This window comes from Microbacterium dextranolyticum (genome assembly GCF_016907295.1).
Classification (GTDB): domain Bacteria; phylum Actinomycetota; class Actinomycetes; order Actinomycetales; family Microbacteriaceae; genus Microbacterium; species Microbacterium dextranolyticum.
Genome location: NZ_JAFBBR010000001.1, coordinates 2341190 through 2359932, shown reverse-complemented (window position 1 = coordinate 2359932; position 18743 = coordinate 2341190). Strand labels below are relative to the sequence as shown.

The following is an 18743-nucleotide window of genomic DNA, read 5'->3' as shown; positions in this document are numbered from 1 at the left end:
CGTCCGACAGCGCGGGCCAGACGTGCCGCCTGTGGATAACGTCGGCGAAGCGCCGGCACGAGCGCCACGATATGGCCATGAGTGAACTCCCCGCCGCGCGTCCGCGGCCCCGTGCCTTCTGGGCCGACATCCGATTCCTCGTCGGTGTCGCGCTCGTGGTGGCATCCGTCATCGGCGTCTGGCTCGTGGTCGCCGCCGCGCGGCAGACTGTGCCGGTGTTCGCCGCCGCACGCACGCTCGTTCCCGGGGATGCCGTCGGCGCCGACGACCTCCGCGTCGTCGAGGTGGCGCTCGGACAGCTCGAGGGAGCGTACGCCTCGCCCGCGACCCTGGCACCCGGCGCCGTGGCGACCCGCACCGTGCCGTCGGGCCAGCTCGTCCCACGAGACGCGGTCGGAGACGCGGCGTCGCTGCGCACGACGACCGTCGTGGTGCGGACATCCACCGACCTGCCTGCCGCGGTGACGCCGGGCGCGACCGTCGAGGTGTGGTCCGCTCCGCAGCTGGAGCGGGGCGCGTTCGACACGCCCCGCATCCTCGTTCCCACCGCGACCGTCGTCTCGGTCACCGCCGACGACTCGATGATCGGCGGCGCCGGGTCGACGGTCGAGCTCGTGATCGGCCGAGCCGAGGTCGCCGACACCCTCGCCGCGATCTCGGGTCGCGCGAGTCTGTCCGTCGTCCCCACCGCGGCGGTGTCGCCGTGACGCGCACGGGCCGGTCGGGCGCCGGCGCCGGTGTCGCTGTCGTCGTCGCGGTCGACGGACGACGCGCTCGAACGCTCGCGGATGACCTGGCCGATGCCGGAGCGGAGGTGCGCCTCGTGGTCGCCGCCGACGCGCCCGCCCAGGCCGCGGCGGACGGTGCCCGCGGACGCGACGCCGCGGAGCTGCTCGGCGAGCTCACCCGCACCGACCTCCTGGTGCTCGCCGCGGATCGACGCACACTCACCGCACCCCTCGTCGAGGCCTGCGACCGGTTCGGCGTCCGCATCGTCGCGCTGTGCGGCGGTGACGCGCAGCGGCGCGTGGCGGCGGCCTTCGGCGTCGATGCGCGCGATGAGGATGCCGCGGCACGGGACATCCTCGGGCCGGGCTCGGCTCCTCCCTCGTCCGGAGCACCCGCGCGTGGACGGATGATCGCCGTCTGGGGCGCGGCGGGATCGCCCGGCCGCACGACGCTCGCCATCGACCTCGCCTGCGAGCTCGCGCGCGGCGGCCGCCACGTCGCCTTGGTGGATGCCGACGCCCATGCGCCGTCGGTCGCGATGGCCACCGGTCTCCCCGACGAAGGGCCAGGTTTCGCGGCCGCGTGCCGGCAGGCCGAACGCGGCACCCTGACGCCTGCGGAGCTCACGCGCATCGCCGTCCCACTCGGGGCGATCGACGTGCTCACGGGGATCAACCGTCCCGCTCGATGGCCTGAGCTCGCGCGCGATCGCGTGATCGCGGCGCTCGAATGCTGCCGAGGGTGGGCCGATGACATCGTCGTGGACGTCGCGGCACCGCTTGAGCGCGACGAGGAGATCGTGAGCGACCTGGCGGGGCCGCGTCGTAACGCGGCGACGCTCGCCGCGCTCGAGAGCGCCGACCTCGTCGTGGCCGTGGTGTCCGCCGATCCGATCGGAGTGTCGCGGTTCGTGCGCGCGTACGCCGAGCTGCGTGCCGTCGTCGGCGCGACGCCGGTGCGGATCGTCGCGAACAAACTGCGTGCGGCGACCCTCGGCATCGATGCCCGCGGCCAGCTGCGTCGCACTCTGGAGCGGTACACCGACGCTCGCGACACCTGGTTCGTCCCGTGGGACCCGAAAGCGCTGGATGCCGCGACTCTCGCTGCCCAGCCGGTCGCCCAGGTCGCGGCGCGATCCGCCTTCGCCGGAGCGGTGCGCCGGTTCGTGGGCGAAGCGATCGATCCGCCGGTGTCTGCGCGCGCGACGCGTCGCGCGGCGACTGCGGTCGAGGCCGACGCGGAGGCGGCTTCGGCTCGTTCGACGCGCCCGTCGCGGCGTCGTGCACGCGCGGCCTGAGCGGCGCCGAATAGGCTGGGCTCGTGTCGACGCTCAGCGATCTCGTGTATGCCCAGGGCCGCTCCACCGAGGCGGATGTCGAGTGGCTCCATCGCCTCGCCGGCGACGGCCAGCTGCTCGCCGACCTCGCCTTCGCGGACATCGTGGTCTGGGTGCCGACCCCGGATGACTCGTTCATCGCAGTCGCCCACACGCGCCCGAGCGGTGCGGCGACCCTCTTCTACCGCGACATCGTCGGAGACCTCGTGCGTCCGCAGTGGCGCACCCAGGTTCGCGAGGCGTTCACCCGCGGGGAGATCGTCGACTCGGCCTCGCCGGACTGGTTCGAGGAGACCCCGACGCGCGTGCGCGCCGTGCCGATCGTTCGCGAGCGCGGCGTCGCGGGGCATCCTCCGAGGATCATCGGAGTGCTCACCCGGCACACCAACCTGGGCGAGGCGCGCACGCCGTCGCGGCAGCAGATCACCTTCATCGAGTGCGCCGACGAGCTGTCGGGCATGGTCGCCTCGGCCGATTTCCCCGACCTCGCCGCTCCCACCTCGCCTCGCCGTGGCGCGCCGCGGGCATCCGACGGTCTCATCCGCATCGATGTCGACGGGGTCACGACGTTCGCGAGCCCCAACGCGCTCTCTGCGTTCAACCGACTCGGGTTCGAAGACGAGCTCGAAGGCGAATCGCTGCTCGAGGTCGCCACGGGCATCCTCCCCAAAGGACGCGAGTTCGATGAGTCGCTGCCCATCGTGATGGCGGGGCGCGCCCCGTGGCGCGCCGATCTCGAAGCGCGGGGGGTGACCGTGTCGCTGCGGACGATCCCGCTGAAGCAGAACGGGCACCGCATCGGCGCGATCGTGCTGTGCCGCGATGTGACCGAGATCCGGCACCAGGAGCAGGAGCTCATCACGAAGGATGCCACGATCCGCGAGATCCACCACCGGGTCAAGAACAACCTGCAGACGGTCGCGTCCCTGCTGCGCATCCAGTCGCGCCGTACTCATTCCGACGAGGCCCGTGACGCGCTGACGCATGCCATGCGGCGGGTCGCAGCGATCGCCGTCGTACACGACACCCTCTCGGAGGGCCTCGCGCAGAACGTCGACTTCGACGACGTGTTCGACCGCGTGCTGAAGCTCATCGCCGAGGTCGCCGCATCGCCGAACACGCGGGCCCGTACGCTCAAGACCGGCACGTTCGGCACGCTTCCGAGCGAGTACGCCACCCCCCTCGCGCTTGCGCTGACGGAGCTGGTGACGAACGCTGTCGAGCACGGCCTCGTCGATCAGGAGGGCGAGGTCGAGATCATCGCCGAGCGCACCGCAGATCGTCTCGATGTGAAGGTGCGCGACACCGGCGTGGGCCTACCCGAGGGGCAGGTCGGCCGAGGCCTCGGCACGCAGATCGTGCGCACCCTCATCCAGGGAGAGCTCAGCGGCTCGATCGACTGGCACACGATGGTCGGATCGGGCACCGAGGTGACCATCGAGATTCCGATGCGCTACCTCGCTCGGGGCGAGGCGCGTTCTCGGGACTGACGGGCGTCGGACGCGGTCTCGGCTCGAGGTGCCTCACGAGAGGCATCCGGTGCGCCGTGGACGGCGTGGGCGGGATGCCTCGGCGGCTTTACGCGCTCAGCTTGCGCGACGCGCGCGCGCTGCACGACGCTTCAGTGCGCGGCGCTCGTCTTCGGAGAGTCCACCCCAGACACCCGAGTCCTGACCGGTCTCGAGGGCGTACTGCAGGCAGACCTCGGTGACGGTGCAGCGTGCACAGACGGCTTTCGCCTTCTCGATCTGCTCCACCGCGGGGCCGGTGTTACCGACGGGGAAGAACAGCTCGGGGTCGACCGTCAGGCAGGCAGACTTGTCGCGCCAGTCCATAGTGGGGTGCTCCTTGATGAGGGAAGTGAAGTGACGTGAGGGTAGGACTCGGGTGTCCGATACCCTGGTGGGTGTGCGAGCTCGAGGCTCGCCCCACTTCGCTGTGGGAGCACACTGGTTCACCTATCGTCCCATGCTGATTCGGATGAATCAAGGGTGAACTGCTGACATCCCGCAGTGGATTGCTGAGTATATGCCGCACGTGCGCGGGTTTTACGCCCCGAGACCAGGAAAAAACATGCCGAAGACCGCACCGGAACGTCTTGCCGCGGCTCTGCTGGCGCTCGAGGGGCTCGTGCTCTTGGTCGTGACCGGTTGGGAGATCGTCGCGCTCGCCTCGGGGGACTCCGATGACACCGGCACGTCGATCGCGCTGATCGTCCTGACCGCGGTCGGTGCGGCCGCCGTGCTCGCCTTCGCCGTCGCCACCGCGCGCGGAGCCTCGTGGGGCCGCTCGGGTGGCATCGTCACCCAGCTGCTGATGCTCGCCGTCGCCCTCGGAGCGGTGACCGGTCCGGCTCCGGCACCCGGGGTCGCCCTGATGGTCGCGGTGCCCGCGATCCTGGGTCTGATCGTCCTGTTCGCCGCGGCGCGACGTGCCGGACTCCGCCGTCGCGACGAGCAATCGCGTGACGGCGACCCGGGAACGCTCTGACGGACCCGCGACTGCGCGCACTGCGGCGCCGTCGCGGTGCCCCGCTGCGGGAGAGGCGGTCAGACCAGCCCGAGGAGCTTCCGCACCCGTGCGACATGACCGGTGGCCTTGACGTTGTACAGGGCGTGCGCGATGCGACCGTCGGGGTCGATCACGAAGGTGGAGCGGATGACCCCTTCGACGACCTTGCCGTAGTTCATCTTCTCGCCCCATGCGCCGTACGCCTCGTGCACGGAGTGGTCGGGGTCGCTGAGCAGATCGTAGGTGAGCGCGTCGCGCTCGCGGAAGGCGCGGAGCTTCGCCGGCTCGTCGCGTGAGATGCCGAGGACGCGGTATCCCGCCGCCTGCAGGGGAGCGAGACTGTCGCGGAAGTCGCACGCCTCGGTGGTGCATCCGGGCGTCATCGCCGCGGGATAGAAGAACAGGATGACGCTCTGGCCGCGCAGATCCCGGAGCGAGACCGGGGATCCGTCCTGATCGACGAGGGTGAAGTCGGGGGCGTCGGTTCCGAGGGTGAGCTGCGTCATGGCATCCAGCCTACGAGGGATGCCACGGCACGCGCACGTGCGAGAAGGACCCGACGCGGGCGAGCGGCACTACGCGGCGAAGGTCGCGAGCAGACGCTGCAGCGAGTCCAGACGCGCGGCGCCGCGCTCGCCGAGCCGGCCCTCGGCGACGGCCTCGACGATGGCGCAGTCCGGGGCGTCCGGAAGGTGGGTGCACCCGCGCGGGCAGTCCTCCGCGACGGCGGCGAGGTCGCTGAAGGCGCGCAGGATGTTGGCGGGATCGACGTGCCCCAGCCCGAACGACCGGACACCGGGGGTGTCGATCACCCAGCCGCGCCCCGTCTCTCCGACGTAGCGCAGCGACACCGTCGAGCTCGACGTGTGCCGACCCCGCCCGGTCACTTCGTTCACGTGCCCGGTCGCGCGGTCGGCGGTGGGGACGAGGGCGTTCACGAGGGTCGACTTGCCGACGCCGGAGTGGCCGACGAAGACGGTCGCGTGACCGACGAGGTGGCGCCCGATCTCGTTCACGGGCATCTCGTCCCGACCGCTCGTGAACACCTGCAGGTCGTCGACGCCTTCGAAATGCGCGAGGAACTCGGCCGGGTCGGCGAGGTCGGTCTTCGTGACCACGAGCAGGGGGTGGATGCCCGCGTCGAGCGCGGCGATCAGGTATCGGTCGACGAGGCGGGGTCGGGGCTCGGGGTCGGCCGCGGCGACCACGATCAGCATCTGGTCGGCGTTGGCCACGATGACCCGTTCGACCTGATCGGTGTCGTCAGCGCTGCGGCGGAGGAGCGACGTGCGCTCCTCGATTCCGACGATCCTCGCCAGCGTGCCGTCATCGCCGCTCGAGTCGCCGACGACGCGGGCCCGGTCGCCCGTCACGATCGGCTGCTTGCGCAGCTCTCTCGCGCGCGTCGCCAGGGCGATGTGCTCGTCGGGGCCGTCTTCGTCGACGAGCACGGTGTATCGTCCCCGGTCGACGCCCAGCACCCGCGCGATGCGGGCGTCGGCGTGCGCGGGGCGGCGTTTGGTGCGCGGGCGGTTGGCCTTCGGGTTCGGGCGCACCCGGATGTCGGCTTCGTCGAACTCGTCGTCGTCGACGTCGCCCAGCCAGCTCATCGGATGCTCAGCTCAGGACCGCGCGGCGGCGTCGCCGTCGAGCATCCGCTGCCACAGCTGCGGGAACTCGGGCATGGTCTTCGCCGTCGTGCCGATGTCATCGACCTCGACGCCGGGAACGCGCAGACCGATGAGGGCGCCCGCGGTCGCGATGCGGTGGTCGTGGTGCGCTCGCCACAGCCCGCCGTGCAGCGGTCGCGGAGTGACGCGGATGCCATCGGGCAGCTCATCGGCCTGGCCGCCCAGGGCCCGGAGGTTGCCGATGAGGGCGTCGATGCGGTTGGTCTCGTGGCCGCGGATGTGACCGATGCCGTGGAGCGTCGTCGGGGCATCCGCGAACGCCGCCAGAGCGAAGAGGGTGGGGGTGAGCTCGCTCGCCGCCGTCAGATCGAGGTCGACGCCGGCGATCCGGCCCGACCCGGTCACGGTGAGAGCCCCGCCGCGTCGGCCGGTCCGTGCTCCCAGCAGCGACAGGATCTCGGGCAGCAGCGCACCCGGCTGGGTCGAGGTGGGCGGCCACCCGGGGATCGTCACGGAGCCGCCGGTAAGCAGGGCCGCGGCCAGGAACGGGGAGGCGTTCGACAGGTCGGGCTCGATCACCGTGTCGCGGCCGCGCGGGATGCCGGCCGGGACGATCCACTCGTTCGGGGTGGGGTGCTCGATCTGGATGCCGCGGCGTGCGAGTGTCTCGACGGTCATGTCGATGTGCGGGATCGACGGAAGGCGCTCGCCCGAGTGGATGAGATGCAGGCCCACGTCGAACCGGGGTGCGGCCAGGAGCAGACCGGAGACGAACTGACTCGAACCGCTGGCATCGATCATGACTTCGCCGCCGCGGATGCGGCCGCGGCCGCGCACCGTGAACGGCAGTGCCCAGCGCCCGCCGTCGTCGATGTCGGCGCCGATCTCGCGCAGCGCCTTGATCATCTCGCCCATGGGGCGGTGCAGGGCGCTCTCGTGCGCCGTGATGGTCACGTCACCCTCGGCGAGCCCCGCGAGCGGTGCGATGAATCGCATGACCGTGCCGGCCTGGCCGCAGTCGATCGTGACGTCGCCGCGCAGCGAGGCCGGGGGAGTGATGTGGAAGTCCGGTCCGAACGCGCCGTCGCCCGGCACCTCGTCGATGACGGCTCCGAGCGTGCGGAGCGCATCGACCATGCGATCCGAGTCGTCCGAATGCAGAGGCGACGACAGTGTGCTCGGGCCGTCCGCGAGGGCCGCCAGGACCAGCTTGCGGTTGGTCAGCGACTTCGACGCGGGCACCGCGACCGTCGCCTGCACCGGCTCGTCCACGTGGGGCGCAACCCAGGTCGACGGCGAAGCGGGGTGAGAAGGGGAATACCCGGTCGTGGTCATCGAGTTCTACCCTAACGAACCCGTCCGACGCGATCGAAAGGATCATCTCGGTGTTGACAGCGACACTCCCACCGGTTATCGGCGGCCTCGCGGACGTAGACTGGGCCGCGATGGAAGAGCAGGCGCAGTCAGAGACCCCGCATCCGGTGGACGCGCTGCGCGCGGAGGATGCCCGTGCACAGTTCGAGCAGCAGGCGCTGCCGTTCATGGACCCGCTGTACGCGGCCGCGATGCGGATGACCCGCAACCCCGCCGATGCTGCGGACCTCGTGCAGGAGACCTTCGTCAAGGCGTTCGCCTCGTGGGCCTCGTTCACCCAGGGCACGAACCTGAAGGCGTGGCTCTACCGCATTCTCACGAACACGTACATCAACACGTATCGCAAGAAGCAGCGCGAGCCGTTCCAGGGCACGATCGACGAGCTCGAGGACTGGCAGCTCGGCGGTGCCGAGTCGACGACGGCGACGAGCTCGCGCTCGGCCGAGGCCGAGGCGATCGACCACATGCCGGCGTCCGCCGTGAAGGATGCCCTGCAGTCCATCCCCGAGGATTTCCGACTCGCGGTGTATCTCGCCGACGTCGAAGGCTTCGCGTATCAGGAGATCGCGGACATCATGAAAACCCCGATCGGCACGGTCATGAGCCGTCTGCACCGTGGCAGACGACTGCTGCGCGACCTGCTGGCCGACTACGCGCGAGAGCGCGGCATCGCGGTGCCGGCGCCCGCGACTTCATCATCTGGGAGCAGGAAATGAGCGACTGCGGCTGCGACAAGGCACGTAAAGACCTGGAGGAGTACCTCCGCAACGAGGTCTGCAAGACCGAGCACTCCGACATCACCGAGCACCTCGAGAACTGTCCCGCATGCCGGGACGAAGCCCTGGTGGCGACGACTCTCACCGCGGTGATCGCCCGCGCCTGCAAAGAGACCGCCCCCGAGCAGCTGCGCGACCAGGTTCTTGCTCGGTTGCGCAGCGAGCAGGCGACCCACCACTGACGCGTCCGCCGGAGTGAGGGGTCGGTCCTCACGCTGGCGTGGGTAAGAAGACGCGCAGCGCTGCGGGGACGGCCTCGACCTCCAGCGGCAGCGGTCCGACCGTCTCGCCGTCTGCGGATGCCGTGGTCTCGAGTGCCCCGACGCGCACCCGTCGCACCCGCATCGTCCGCACCTCGGGAAGCGCCGTGTGCGTGCCGCGATAGACGTGCGGCAGCAGGCGCAGCATCCGTGCGCGTGACATGGATCGGACGATCGTCACATCGAGGAGCCCGTCGTCCATCCGGGCGTCGGCGCAGATGGGGATCCCTCCGCCGTAGGTCGGTCCGTTCCCGACGGCGGCGATGATGAGATCCTCCGACAGTCGTTCGATGGTGCCGTCGGCGCTCTCGAGCTCCACGTCGAACGAGCATGCCTGCAATCGGAGGAACTCGACCAGGAGGGCGATGTCGTACCGGCGGTGGCCGCGCGGCCACCGCATGCGATTGGCCCGATCGTTCACGCGCGAGTCGAAGCCGCTCGCGAGCACGGTCGCGAAAAGTCGGGTCGTGCCGTCCGCGCGACGCACCCGCGCAAGGTCGATCGTCCGCAGTGCACCCGAGATGACGGCATCCGCCGCGCCGATCGCGTCGCGCTCGCGCAGACCGAGAGCGGTCGCCGCATCGTTGCCGGTGCCGACGGGCACGATCCCGAGCGGGACCGGAGTGCCCGCGAGTTCCTGAACGGCGAGGTTCACGGTGCCGTCGCCGCCCGCCACGACCACGGCATCCGTCCCCGTGTCCAGCGCCCGGCGCAGCAGGCGCGTCGAGTCGGCGGCATCGGCGCCGACGACGAGGTTCGTGCGGATGCCGTGCGCGTGCAAGCGCTCCGCGGCGCTGTCGACCATGCGCGAGCTCCCGCCGGATCGAGCCGTGGGATTGACGAGGAGCGCGACGTCCATGTCGTCCTGTCGGTGTGAGGGCCCCGTCGGGGCGCGAAGGTGCTCGCCCATCTTGCCGTGTCGGGCCATCACGAGCGCGCCGCGACACGAGTGAGGGGTGGATGCCGCGGCATCCACCCCTCACTCGTGTCGGTTCGCGACGTCAGCGGGTCAGAGCGTCAGCGCCTTCTCGATGATCGCGGCCTGCTCGCGGGCGTGGACCTTCGGCGAGCCCGTGGCGGTCGACGCGGCGGCCGCGCGCGAGACGCGCCGGATGGTGCGGCCGTGCAGGTGCTTGACGACCTCGAGGGCGATGAACGGCCACGCGCCCTGGTTCTCGGGCTCGTCCTGCACCCAGACGATCTCGGCGTTCGGGTACCGATCGATCACGGCGTTGAGCTCGTCGATCGGCGCCGGGTAGAGCTGCTCGATGCGCACGAGGGCGATCTCGGGGTTCGGCTTCTTCTCCAGCTCGCTGACGAGGTCCCAGTGGATTTTGCCGGAGTGCAGCAGGACCCGCTTGACCGATCCGGCGTCGAGCCCGCGGCCGTCGTCGATCACCGGCAGGAACCGGCCCGTGGTGACGTCCTCGACGCTGCTGGTCGCTCCGCGCAGACGCAGCATCGCCTTCGGGGTGAACACGATCAGGGGACGGCGCGGGCGGGCGTAGGCCTGGCGGCGCAGGAGGTGGAAGTACGACGCGGGCGTCGAGGGTCGAGCGACGGTCATGTTGTCCTGCGCGCACAGCTGCAGGTAGCGCTCGATGCGCGCCGACGAGTGGTCGGGCCCTTGGCCCTCGTAGCCGTGCGGCAGCAGCAGGACGACGCCCGACTGCTGGCCCCACTTCTGATCGGCCGCCGAGATGTACTCGTCGATGACCGACTGGGCGCCGTTGGCGAAGTCGCCGAACTGCGCCTCCCACAGGGTGAGGGTGTCGGGGCGCTCGACGGAGTAGCCGTACTCGAACGCCATCGCCGCGTACTCGCTGAGCAGCGAGTCGTAGACGTAGAAACGACCCTGCGTCTGGCTGAGGTTGGCCAGAGGCAGCCACTCCTGGCCGTTCGCCCGGTCGTGCATGACCGAGTGCCGCTGCACGAACGTGCCGCGGCGGGCGTCCTGCCCGGCCAGGCGCACGTTGGTGCCCTCCATGAGCAGCGAACCGAAGGCGAGCAGCTCGCCGAAGCCCCAGTCGATCTTGCCGGTCCGGCTCATCTCCAGGCGCTTCTCCAGTAGCTGCTGGATCTTCGGGTGCACCGTGAAGCCGTCGGGCTTGTTGACGAACGCATCGCCGATCTGGTGCACGACCTCGGTCGACACACCCGTCGTCTCGGGCTCGCCGACGGCCTGCTCGATGCTGCCCGTCGCCGGCGAGACGACGCCGGTCGTGCCGGTCTCGGCGGCGTGCGTCTCGGCGAAGGCGACCTCGAGGCGGCTCTGGAAGTCCTGCTTGGCCTTCTCGTACTCTTCCTCGGTGATGTCGCCGCGGCCGACGAGCGACTCGGTGTACAGACGCCGCACCGAGCGCTTCGCCTCGATGAGGTTCGTCATGAGCGGCTGCGTCATCGAGGGGTCGTCGCCCTCGTTGTGGCCCCGCCGGCGGTAGCAGACGAGGTCGATGACGACGTCGCGGTGGAACTGCTGACGGTAGGCGACCGCGAGCTCGGCGACGCGGACGACGGCTTCGGGGTCGTCGCCGTTGACGTGCAGGATCGGTGCCTGGATCGTCTTGGCGACATCCGTGGCGTACACCGACGTGCGGCCGTCCTGGGGGAGGGTCGTGAACCCGACCTGGTTATTGACCACGACGTGCACGGTGCCGCCGGTGCGGTAGCCGCGCAGCTGCGACATCTGCAGCGTCTCGACGACGACGCCCTGGCCGGCGAAGGCCGCGTCGCCGTGGACGAGGATCGGCAACCACGAGAAGGTCGCGATGGCACGGCGGTCCTGCTTCGCGCGGACGATGCCCTCGAGCACGCCGTCCACCGTCTCGAGGTGCGACGGGTTCGCGGCCAGGTAGACGGGGAGCTCCTCACCGGCATCCGACACGAACGTGCCCTCGGTGCCGAGGTGGTACTTGACGTCGCCCGAGCCCGACTTCGAGCCGATCGCGACCGACCCTTCGAACTCGCGGAAGATCTGGCTGTAGGTCTTGCCGGCGATGTTGGTGAGGACGTTCAGGCGACCGCGGTGGGCCATGCCGATCGCGGCGCCGTCGAGAGCGGCATCCGCGGCGCCCTGCAGGATCTCGTCGAGCAGCGGGATCAGCGACTCGCCGCCCTCGAGGCTGAAGCGCTTCTGGCCGACGTACTTGGTCTGCAGGAACGTCTCGAACGCCTCGGCCTGGTTCAGCTTGTCGAGGATGCGCAGCTGCTCGTCGTGGCTCGGCTTCTGGTACTTGACCTCGACGTTGTCCTGGAACCACTTGCGCTGGGCCGGGTCCTGGATGTGCATGTACTCGACGCCGATCGTGCGGCAGTACGAGTCGCGCAGGACTCCGAGCACGTCGCGCAGCTTCATGACGCGCTTGCCGCCGAAACCGCCCGTGACGAACTCGCGGTCGAGGTCCCAGAAGGTGAGCCCGTGGTTCTCGATCTCGAGGTCGGGATGCGTGCGCTGCACGTACTCGAGCGGATCGGTGTCGGCCATGAGGTGCCCGCGCACGCGGTAGGAGTTGATGAGCTCCTGCACGCGGGCGGTCTTGTCGACGCGCTCGGCGATGTCGACGTTGATGTCGCCGGCCCAGTGGATGGGGGCGTAGGGGATGCGCAGCGCCGCGAAGATGCTCTCGTAGAAGTCGCGCTGGCCGATGAGCAGCTCGTGGACGATCTTCAGGAACTCGCCCGAGCCGGCACCCTGGATGACGCGGTGGTCGTACGTGCTCGTGAGCGTGATCGTCTTGCCGATGCCGAGCTCGACGAGGGTCTTCTCGCTCGACCCCTGGAACTCGGCCGGGTACTCCAGAGCTCCCGCCCCGACGATGCAGCCCTGGCCCTTCATGAGACGGGGCACCGAGTGCACCGTGCCGATGCCGCCCGGGTTCGTCAGCGAGATCGTGGTGCCCTGGAAATCGGCGGCGGTCAGCTTGCCGCCGCGGGCGCGCTTGACGAGATCCTCGTAGGCCGAGAGGTACTCGCCGAAGGTGAGGGACTCGGCCTGCTTGATGCTCGGCACCATGAGGGCGCGCGTGCCGTCGGGCTTGGGCAGGTCGATCGCAATGCCGAGGTTGATGTGGGCGGGAGCGACGACGGAGGGCTTGCCGTCGATCTCCGCGTACGACACGTTCTGGCTCGGGAAGACCTTGAGCGCCTGGATCAGAGCCCAACCGATCAGATGCGTGAAGCTCACCTTGCCGCCGCGCGTGCGCGACATGTGGTTGTTGATCACGATGCGGTTGTCGATCATGAGCTTCGCCGGGACCGTCCGCACGCTCGTCGCGGTCGGCACGGTCAGCGACTCGTCCATGTTGGCGGCGAGGGTCTTCGGCATGCCGCGCAGGGGGGTGACGACGTCCTCGCGCGCGGCAGGAGCGGGCGCCGGATCCTTCGTGGGCGCCTGGGCCGGGACCGGCTGCGGCGAGGCCGGACGCGCCGTCGTGCGTGCGACCGGCTGGGCGCCGATGACGGGGATCGGCGCGGTCATCGGGCGCGGCTCCGCCGTGGCGGCCGGAGAGGCCGCAGGTGCCGGCGCGCTCGCGGCGGGTGCGCCGCCCTCGCGCTGAGCCTTCTCATAGGCTTCGAGGACCGGCCACCAGGACTGGTCGACGGAGTTGCGGTCCTTGGCGAACTGGTCGTACATCTCGGCGACGAGCCATTCGTTGGCTCCGAAATCGCCGTCGTTTGAAGTTCCCACGCCGGTCACCTGACTGGACACGGTAGCGCCTGCTTTCGTCGATGAAGTTCACGAGGCGAGGGCCGGTGCGGGCCCTCACGCACACATCCACCAAGGGTATCCCAGGATTGTGGTGAGTACCGTGGAGTCATGCACTTCTCCGGCGCTCAGCCCACCGTCGATCTGACCTACTCCGACGTCTTCCTCGTGCCCCGTCGCTCCGACGTCACGAGCCGCCTGGACGTCGACCTCTCGCCGGGCGACGGTACGAGCGCGACGATCCCTCTCGTGGCATCCAACATGAACTCCGTCACCGGGCCGCGCCTGGCCGCCGCCCTCGCCCGCCGCGGGGGACTCGGCGTGCTGCCGCAGGACATGGCGCTGCAAGATCTCGATGCGGCCATCCGCTGGGTCAAGGACCAGCCCGTGCGGTGGGACAGCCCCGTCGTCCTCGCCGCCGACGCCACCGTCGCCGAGGCGGCGGCGCTCCTGCCCGCGACCGCCGGGCACGGCATCGTGGTCGTCTCCGCACTCGCCGAGCGTGTGCACGTCGACGAGATCCTGGGGGTGGTGCCGGCGACGCGGCTGGGGACGGCCCTCCCGGATGCCCGCCTCGGCGACCTCGTGCGCGGGCGCACGCCGTCGATCGACGCCGACGACGTGACGGATGCCCGGCACGCGTTCGACCTCATCGTCGAGGCCGAGGCCGAGACCGTCTGCGTCCTCCACCACGGCCACCTCGTCGGAACGCTCTCGCAGCGCACCGCCCTGCGCTCGACCCTCTACCGCCCGGCCGTCGACGCGGACGGGCGACTCATCGTGGCCGCCGCCGTCGGGATCAACGGAGACGTCGCCGCCAAGGCGCAGGCCCTGGCCGCCGCGGGTGTCGACGTCCTCGTCGTCGACACCGCGCACGGGCATCAGGAGGGGATGCTGCGAGCCCTCCGCACCGTGTCGGGGCTCGGTCTCGGCATCCCGATCGTCGCCGGCAACATCGTCACGGCCGACGGCGCTCGCGACCTCGTCGAGGCGGGAGCGTCGATCCTGAAGGTCGGCGTCGGCCCGGGCGCGATGTGCACGACGCGCATGATGACCGCCGTCGGGCGGCCCCAGTTCTCGGCCGTGCTCGAGACCGCCCAGGCCGCCGCCGCGCTCGGCGCGCACGTCTGGGCCGACGGGGGAGTGCGCTACCCGCGGGATGTAGCCCTGGCGCTCGCGGCGGGAGCCGCGTCGGTCATGATCGGCTCGTGGTTCGCGGGGACCATCGAAGCCCCCGGGCAGCTGCAGGTCGACGAGGCCGGCCGCGTGTACAAGGAGTCGTGGGGGATGGCATCCACAAAGGCCGTCCAGGGCCGCTTCGGGCGACTGGATGCCTATGACCGCGCCCGCAAGGAGCTGTTCGCCGAGGGGATCTCGTCGTCGAAGATCTACCTCGACCCGCTGCGTCCGTCGGTGGAGGATCTCGTCGACATGATCACCTCGGGCGTGCGCTCGTCATTCACCTACGCGGGGGCGTCCTCGGTGGCGGCCTTCCACGAGCGCGCGACGGTCGGTCTGCAGTCCGCCGCCGGCTACGAGGAGGGCAAGGCGCTCCCCGTCAGCTGGTGAGTGTCAGTCTCGCGGTGCCCTGCTGGCCGTTCGCGCGGTCGAAACCTGCTCGCGCTGTGCGGATATCCGACGCGGATGCCGGTTTCGACAGCGCGAGCGGAGGTCAGCGCAGGATCGGGTCGCCGGGGTGCGGGCGCGGTTTGGTGCTGCGCAGCCCGTCGGCGGTGAGGACGTCGTAGACACGCTGCGGGCGGTCGGCGTCGGTCGCCTCGAGGCGGGAGAAGCCGCGGACCTCGCGGCGGATCTCGTTCTCGCGGTTCTTCTCGTCGATGACGACGGTCGAGGGCGTACGGCCCGCCGTGTACTCGGGGCTGAGGTACTTGCCGCGGCCGTCGATCTCGAGCCAGTGATCCGCGTCGGGGAAGTACAGGTCGCCGTAGACGAGCCGGCCGCTGCGGAGCACGCGCCGCTCCTGCAGACGCGGGGTCGGAAAGCCCAGCGCCACGACCAGCAGTCTCATGTGCGTCTCTCGGACGTTGGCGGCCAGAGTCGCGGATGCCTCCAGCGCTCGCCGCACGCGGGCGTCGCCCCGCGCGGGTGCCGCTTCATCGAGGAGCGCCGAGAGATCGGCGGCCGTCGCGAGCGCGCCGCCGTGGCGGCCCGTCCAGAGCGCCTGCTCGATCGCCGTGACACCCCGCAGGAACGGGAGCAGACGCGCGAGATCGAGGGCGGTCTGCGCGGGCGTGGCGAGCCGGTGGTGCCCAAACGGCACGGATGCGCGCCCCTCCCGGCCCAGCGCTCGCCGTGTGATCGCGCCACCGGAGCGTCCGCCGGTGGCTCGATCGATGGTCACGTCGACCCGGGTCGGCCACGCTCCGAGCACGTCGATCTGCCAGAGGGCCGCCGCCGCGAAATGCGAGATCAGCGCTGGGGTGCGGCTGCGCGCCATGACCTCTTCGACGCGGATGCGATGCTGCGCCATCGGGGTCAGGCGCCGCCACTCGGCGCCGGTGACGAAGACGCCGGGAGCGACGCGCACCCAGGTGCCGTCCGCGACCATCCGACGGGCGTGGCGATCGTCGAGAGGATCGTGGAGCTCTCGTCGTCGCAGGACCGAGATCTCGGGAGCGTGCGTCATGCCCCCGAGCGTCGCATCCGCGGCATCCACCCCCTCGCTCGCGCGCCCCCACTGTGGACACCTCCTCGCCCACCCCGCATGGGGAGGACGAGGCATCCACGGTTCGCGCGGTCGATATCTGCTCGCGCCGTGTTGGTTTCGGGCGCGGATGCCGGTTTCGACAGCGCCGGCGAGCGCGCGACCGCGGAGCGGGGCGTCCAGCCCCGCCTCAGGAATCGGTGCCGTAAACTCGTCGCATAATGGACGACCCTCCCAGTTGTAGACGCTCGCCCCACCAACCCTCCCCGATCGTGATCGGGGGTGACGTGTGATGGATTACGTCATGTTGGGCGTGGGGCTGCTTCTGACGATCGGAACGGGCCTGTTCGTCGCGAGTGAGTTCGCCCTCGTCAATCTCGACCGCGCCGATCTCGAGTCTCGCCAGGCCGCCGGTGAGTCCCGACTGTCGCTGACCATCAGCGCATTGCGGATCACCTCGACGCACCTCTCGAGCGCGCAGCTCGGCATCACACTGACGACCCTGCTCACGGGTTACACGATGGAGCCGGCGCTCACGAACCTGCTGAGTCCTCTGTTCCACGCCGCCGGTGTGCCGGATGCCGCGGGCCGGGCGATCTCGACGGTCGTGGCGATCGCCATCGCCACGACGTTCTCGATGATCCTGGGCGAGCTGGTGCCGAAGAACTTCGCCCTCGCCATCCCGCGGCAGACGGCGAAGCTCGTCATGCCCTTCCAGGTCGCCTTCACCACGGTGTTCCGCCCGGCGATCGCCGTGCTCAACGGCAGCGCCAACGGCATCCTGCGGGGCATGGGCATCGAGCCCAAGGAAGAGCTGTCGGGCGCGCGCACCGCGGAAGAGCTCTCCAGCCTCGTGCGCCGGTCGGCGAGCGCCGGCGTGCTCGAGCAGGACACCGCGTCGCTGCTGGATCGCACGCTCACTTTCACCCGTCTCACGACGGCGGATGTCATGACGCCGCGCCCGAGCGTGCACGCGGTGGCCGCGGGCGACAGCGTCGAGGACGTCATCCTGCTCGCACGGCGCACGGGGCACAGCCGTTTTCCCGTGTTCGACGAATCGATGGACGACATCACCGGCATCGTGCATCTGAAGCAGGCCGTGAGCGTGCCGCGCGATCGCCGTGCCGAGGTACCGGCCGCCGCGATCGCCGAAGATGCCCTGCGCGTTCCCGAGGCGGTCCATCTCGACGCCGTGATGACGGAGCTGCGCTCGCGCGGCTACCAGATGGCGATCGTCGTCGACGAGTACGGCGGTACGGCCGGGGTCGTCACCCTCGAAGACCTCGTCGAGGAGATCGTCGGCGAGGTGCTCGACGAGCACGATCGCAGCATCGCCGGTGTGGTCCGCGTCGCCGACACCGTGATCTTCCCCGCCGATCTCCGGCCCGACGAGGTGCTCGACCGCACGGGCATCCGGGTTCCGGAAGGCGACGTGTACGACACCGTCGGAGGGTTCCTGATGGCGCAGCTCGAGCGGATCCCCGCCGTGGGCGACAGCGTCGAGATCGAGGACGGCACCCTGGAAGTGGCGCGCATGGACGGACGGAGGGTGGATCGCGTGCGGTTCACGCCGCACCCGTTGCCCGATGCCGCAGAGGCCGAGGGGGGTGAGACCCGATGAACGATTGGGCGGGAATCGCCTGGCTCGTCGTGCTCTTGGCCTTCAACGCCTTCTTCGTCGCCTCGGAGTTCGCGGTCATCTCGGCGCGTCGCTCGCAGATCGAGCCGCTCGCCGAGCGCGGGTCGACGTCGGCGCAGACCGCGCTGTACGCGATGGAGCATGCGACGCTCATGCTCGCGACGTGCCAGCTGGGCATCACGATCTGCTCGCTGCTGATCCTGAATGTGTCGGAGCCGGCGATCCACCATCTGCTGGAGGGGCCGCTCGGGCTCACCGGGTGGAGCGAGGCCGTCATCGGCGGCGTCGCCTTCGCGATCGCGCTGATCATCGTGTCGTATCTGCACGTCGTGTTCGGCGAGATGGTGCCGAAGAACCTCGCGTTCTCGCTGCCCGACCGCGCGGTGCTGCTGCTCGCGACGCCGCTCGTGTGGGTCTCGAAGATCTTCTACCCGATCATCGTCGCGCTGAACTGGATCGCGAACCACGCCGTGCGCCTGTTCCGTGTCGAGCCGAAGAACGAGGCCGCCTCGACCTTCACGCTCGACGAGGTCGCGACGATCGTGAACCAGTCGCGCATCGAGGGCGTGCTCGACGACGCCTCCGGCGCAGTGACGGCGGCGGTCGAGTTCACCGAGAAGAAGGCGCGCGACATCGCCGTGCCCCTCGCCGAGCTCGTGACGCTGCCGGAGTCGACGACCCCCGACGAGATCGAACGCGCCGTCGCCAAGCACGGCTTCTCGCGTTATGTGATCGTGGATGCCGAGGGCACCCCGCGCGGCTACGTGCACCTGAAGGACGTGCTGCGCGTTGCTGAGGGACCGGATGCCGAGGTGCGCCGTTCGGCGCCGATCAAGGCCAAGCGGATCCATCACATGGTCTCGATCACCGAGACCACCGATCTCGAGGACGCGCTCGCTCTGATGCGTCGATCCAGTCGCCATCTCGCCCAGGTGCGGGATGCCTCCGGCGAGACGACCGGCGTGCTGTTCCTCGAGGACATCATCGAGGAACTCGTCGGCGAAGTGCACGACGCCACCCGTCGCGGCGTCCGCTGAGCGTCGTGACGGGTGGGCCGGGCCCACCCGTCACGACCGCCCAGCCGATGCACCCGAGGCGTGCATCCCCGGCGTGCGAG

16 protein-coding genes are annotated in these 18743 nt (G+C 70.3%); 9 read left to right on the top strand and 7 right to left on the bottom strand.

Annotated elements, in window-relative coordinates:
- Positions 1-77: 77 nt before the first annotated feature.
- From JOE64_RS10900 to JOE64_RS10890, 3 genes are read left to right on the top strand one after another with little or no spacing between them, the layout of a single operon-like run.
- A complete protein-coding gene (locus JOE64_RS10900) occupies positions 78-707 on the top strand; it encodes an SAF domain-containing protein (protein WP_239531750.1) in 630 nt (209 codons plus the stop codon).
- The gene (locus JOE64_RS10895; protein ID WP_271202580.1) at positions 704-2026 is read left to right on the top strand and encodes a CpaE/TadZ family protein; all 1323 of its coding nucleotides are present in this window, start codon (positions 704-706) and stop codon (positions 2024-2026) included. The genes JOE64_RS10900 and JOE64_RS10895 overlap by 4 nt, the downstream gene beginning before the upstream one ends.
- Before the next feature lie 23 nt (positions 2027-2049).
- The gene (locus JOE64_RS10890) at positions 2050-3555 is read left to right on the top strand and encodes a sensor histidine kinase (RefSeq protein WP_204964271.1); all 1506 of its coding nucleotides are present in this window, start codon (positions 2050-2052) and stop codon (positions 3553-3555) included.
- Positions 3556-3651: 96 nt separating this feature from the next.
- Here the strand turns inward: JOE64_RS10890 and JOE64_RS10885 are convergent, their stop codons facing one another.
- Entirely contained in the window at positions 3652-3900 is a 249-nt protein-coding gene (locus tag JOE64_RS10885; RefSeq protein WP_196324119.1) for a WhiB family transcriptional regulator, read from the bottom strand.
- Between the two features lie 238 nt (positions 3901-4138).
- Between JOE64_RS10885 and JOE64_RS10880 the strand changes: the two genes are divergently transcribed.
- A complete protein-coding gene (locus JOE64_RS10880) occupies positions 4139-4555 on the top strand; it encodes a histidine kinase (protein WP_204964270.1) in 417 nt (138 codons plus the stop codon).
- A gap of 59 nt (positions 4556-4614) precedes the next feature.
- On the opposite strand, the gene bcp is transcribed toward JOE64_RS10880, so the two are convergent.
- From bcp to aroA, 3 genes are all read right to left on the bottom strand, one after another.
- On the bottom strand, positions 4615-5082 hold the full coding sequence (bcp, locus tag JOE64_RS10875; protein WP_204964269.1) for a thioredoxin-dependent thiol peroxidase: 468 nt from the start codon (positions 5080-5082) through the stop codon (positions 4615-4617).
- A 69-nt stretch (positions 5083-5151) separates the two neighbouring features.
- Entirely contained in the window at positions 5152-6186 is a 1035-nt protein-coding gene (gene rsgA, locus JOE64_RS10870) for a ribosome small subunit-dependent GTPase A (RefSeq protein ID WP_204964268.1), read from the bottom strand.
- A 12-nt stretch (positions 6187-6198) separates the two neighbouring features.
- Positions 6199-7542, bottom strand: coding sequence for a 3-phosphoshikimate 1-carboxyvinyltransferase (aroA, locus tag JOE64_RS10865; protein ID WP_204964267.1), 1344 nt, complete (start codon positions 7540-7542; stop codon positions 6199-6201).
- Positions 7543-7652: 110 nt separating this feature from the next.
- Here aroA and JOE64_RS10860 point away from each other — a divergent pair, with 110 nt between their 5' ends.
- Positions 7653-8297 (top strand): sigma-70 family RNA polymerase sigma factor, encoded by a 645-nt coding sequence (locus tag JOE64_RS10860; RefSeq protein ID WP_239531749.1) that lies wholly within the window; start codon positions 7653-7655, stop codon positions 8295-8297.
- Positions 8294-8539 (top strand): zf-HC2 domain-containing protein, encoded by a 246-nt coding sequence (locus JOE64_RS10855; RefSeq protein ID WP_204964266.1) that lies wholly within the window; start codon positions 8294-8296, stop codon positions 8537-8539. Before JOE64_RS10860 ends, JOE64_RS10855 begins: the two co-directional genes overlap by 4 nt.
- Before the next feature lie 28 nt (positions 8540-8567).
- On the opposite strand, the gene JOE64_RS10850 is transcribed toward JOE64_RS10855, so the two are convergent.
- Both JOE64_RS10850 and JOE64_RS10845 read right to left on the bottom strand, forming a co-directional pair.
- Complete coding sequence (locus JOE64_RS10850) at positions 8568-9476, bottom strand: diacylglycerol kinase (protein WP_204964265.1); 909 nt, start codon at positions 9474-9476, stop codon at positions 8568-8570.
- A 150-nt stretch (positions 9477-9626) separates the two neighbouring features.
- Positions 9627-13325, bottom strand: a complete 3699-nt coding sequence (locus JOE64_RS10845) for a multifunctional oxoglutarate decarboxylase/oxoglutarate dehydrogenase thiamine pyrophosphate-binding subunit/dihydrolipoyllysine-residue succinyltransferase subunit (protein WP_204964264.1) — start codon at positions 13323-13325, stop codon at positions 9627-9629.
- 108 nt (positions 13326-13433) lie between these two features.
- Between JOE64_RS10845 and guaB1 the strand changes: the two genes are divergently transcribed.
- A complete protein-coding gene (gene guaB1, locus JOE64_RS10840) occupies positions 13434-14891 on the top strand; it encodes a GMP reductase (protein ID WP_204964263.1) in 1458 nt (485 codons plus the stop codon).
- 103 nt (positions 14892-14994) lie between these two features.
- Here the strand turns inward: guaB1 and JOE64_RS14555 are convergent, their stop codons facing one another.
- On the bottom strand, positions 14995-15969 hold the full coding sequence (locus JOE64_RS14555) for a hypothetical protein (RefSeq protein ID WP_239531748.1): 975 nt from the start codon (positions 15967-15969) through the stop codon (positions 14995-14997).
- 310 nt (positions 15970-16279) lie between these two features.
- Between JOE64_RS14555 and JOE64_RS10830 the strand changes: the two genes are divergently transcribed.
- On the top strand, positions 16280-17608 hold the full coding sequence (locus tag JOE64_RS10830; protein WP_204964262.1) for a hemolysin family protein: 1329 nt from the start codon (positions 16280-16282) through the stop codon (positions 17606-17608).
- On the top strand, positions 17605-18663 hold the full coding sequence (locus JOE64_RS10825; protein WP_204964261.1) for a hemolysin family protein: 1059 nt from the start codon (positions 17605-17607) through the stop codon (positions 18661-18663). The genes JOE64_RS10830 and JOE64_RS10825 overlap by 4 nt, the downstream gene beginning before the upstream one ends.
- The last annotated feature ends 80 nt before the right edge of the window (positions 18664-18743 follow it).